The 2,411-nt window shown below is 73.6% G+C and carries 3 protein-coding genes; all 3 read left to right on the top strand.

Going from position 1 to position 2,411, the window contains the following annotated elements:
- Positions 1-778: uroporphyrinogen-III synthase (locus tag VGD70_RS10065; protein WP_331080402.1), on the top strand; the 778-nt coding region annotated here is incomplete at its 5' end.
- Positions 775-1,755, top strand: a complete 981-nt coding sequence (hemB, locus tag VGD70_RS10070; protein WP_331080404.1) for a porphobilinogen synthase — start codon at positions 775-777, stop codon at positions 1,753-1,755. The genes VGD70_RS10065 and hemB, both read left to right, overlap by 4 nt.
- Before the next feature lie 5 nt (positions 1,756-1,760).
- Positions 1,761-2,270 (top strand): hypothetical protein, encoded by a 510-nt coding sequence (locus VGD70_RS10075; RefSeq protein ID WP_331080406.1) that lies wholly within the window; start codon positions 1,761-1,763, stop codon positions 2,268-2,270.
- Positions 2,271-2,411: the final 141 nt, after the last annotated feature.

Consider the following 2,411-nt stretch of genomic DNA (forward strand, 5'->3'; position numbering starts at 1 on the left):
GCGCACCAAGGACCAGGCCGGCGAGATGAGCGAGCGGCTGCGGGCCTACGGCGCCGTGCCGGTCGAGGTGCCGACCATCGCCGTCGAGCCCCCGCGCAGCCCCGCGCAGATGGACCGCGCGATCAAGGGCCTGGTCACCGGGCGCTACGGCTGGATCATCTTCACCTCCGTCAACGCGGTGAAGGCGGTCCGGGAGAAGTTCACCGAGCTCGGCCTGGACGCCCGCGCCTTCGCCGGGGTGAAGGTCGCCTGCGTCGGCGAGCAGACCGCTGACGCCGTGCGTGCCTTCGGCATCGTGCCGGAGCTGGTGCCCACCGGGCAGCAGTCCAGCGAGGGCCTGCTGGCCGACTTCCCGCCCTACGACGACGTCTTCGACCCGATCGACCGGGTGCTGCTGCCCCGCGCCGACATCGCGACCGAGACGCTCGCCGCCGGGCTCAAGGAGCGTGGCTGGGAGATCGACGACGTCACCGCCTACCGGACGGTGCGGGCCGCTCCGCCGGCCGCGTCGGTGCGCGAGGCGATCAAGGGTGGCGGCTTCGACGCCGTCTGCTTCACCTCCTCGAGCACGGTGCGCAACCTGGTCGGTATCGCCGGCAAGCCGCACGCCAAGACGGTGGTCGCGGTGATCGGCCCGGCCACCGCCGCCAGCGCGCAGGAATTCGGTCTGCGCGTGGACGTGCAGCCGGAGACCGCGGCCGTCGGGCCGTTGGTCGACGCCCTGGCCGAGTACGCCGACTCCCTGCGAGCGGCGGCGGAGGACGGGGCCGAGAAGTGACGGCTGGGTTCTCTCGCGGGCGTCGGCTCCGGTCGACGCCCGCGCTGCGGCGGCTGACCGCGCAGACCCGGCTCTCGCCGGCGGACTTCGTGCTGCCGGTCTTCGTCAAGCAGGGCATCGACGAGCCGGTTCCCATCGGCTCGATGCCCGGTGTCGTCCAGCACTCGGTGGACTCGCTGCGCACGGCCGCGCACGAGGCCGCCGAGGCGGGCATCGGCGGGCTGATGCTGTTCGGCATCCCCGGTGCGAAGGACCCGGTCGGCTCGCAGGCCGACGCCGCCGACGGGATCGTCAACGTCGCGCTGCAGCAGCTGCGGGCCGATCTCGGCGACGAGCTGGTGCTCATGGCCGACCTCTGTCTCTGCGAGTACACCGACCACGGGCACTGCGGCGTGGTCACCCCGGCCGGCGTCGTGGACAACGACCCGACCCTGGACCGCTACGCGGCCGTGGCCATCGCCCAGGCGCGGGCCGGCGCCCACGTCATCGCCCCCAGCGGGATGATGGACGGCCAGGTCGCCGCCATCCGCACGGCCCTGGACGGCGCCGCTTTCACCGAGACGCCGATCCTGGCCTACGCCGCCAAGTACGCCTCGGGGTTCTACGGCCCGTTCCGCGAGGCCGCCGAGGGGGCGCCGCAGTTCGGCGACCGCTCGACCTACCAGATGGACCCGCCCAACGCCGACGAGGCGCTGCGCGAGGTGGCGCAGGACCTCGCCGAGGGCGCCGACGCCGTGATGGTGAAGCCGGCCCTGCCCTACCTCGACATCATCACGCGGGTCGCCGAGGCGGTGCACGTACCGGTCAGCGCCTACCAGGTCAGCGGTGAGTACGCGATGGTCGAGGCGGCCGCGCGCAACGGCTGGATCGATCGGGAGCGGGCCATCCTGGAGACCCTCACCAGCATCCGGCGGGCCGGCGCCGGGACGGTGCTGACCTACTGGGCGGTCGAGGCCGCGCGGCTGCTCACGCGCTGAACCAGGTGGGCAGGGACACGGTCGATCGGTACGTGGAGGCCGGCGGCAGCTGGCGGCCGTTCTGGTTCGTGGCCGGCGCCTTCGGCGTCTTTCTGGTGCTGGACGCGCTGCTCCCCGGGCGCGACATCCCCCCGCTGTTCTGGCTCGTGGCGGCGGTCGCGGTGCTCGGCGCCGTCGCGGTCGGCTGCCTGGCCGCGCGACGGATCTGGACCGTGCGGGTCGGCGCGGACGGCCTCAGCGTGGGTCGTGAGCTCGTCGCCTTCGCCGACATCGACATCGAGCATCTGCGCGCGGTGGACTCGGGTGTCGACGCCGGCGCCCCGGTCCTCGGTGGCGGCTGGTCGCTGCCCCGCGGGCGCACCGGTCTGCCGCTGAAGCTCGGCGACGGGCGGAACTTCCTCGTGCCGACGCGCGATCCGGCACCGCTGTACGAGGCGTTGATGCTCCGCCTCGGGGACACCCGCCCGGACACCCCCGACCGGCCCCCAGGAAGTCAGGGGACACTGGGTCGGTGACCGCGCTCGACAGCTCCTCCTACGCCTACGAGGCCCCCGTCTCGGCCGGCCTCTTCGCCCGCGCCCAGCAGATCACCCCGGGCGGGGTGAACAGTCCGGTGCGGGCGTTCCGCGCCGTCGGTGGCACTCCCCGCTTCATGG

Source organism: Actinophytocola sp. (assembly GCF_036402745.1).
Taxonomy (GTDB): domain Bacteria; phylum Actinomycetota; class Actinomycetes; order Mycobacteriales; family Pseudonocardiaceae; genus Actinophytocola.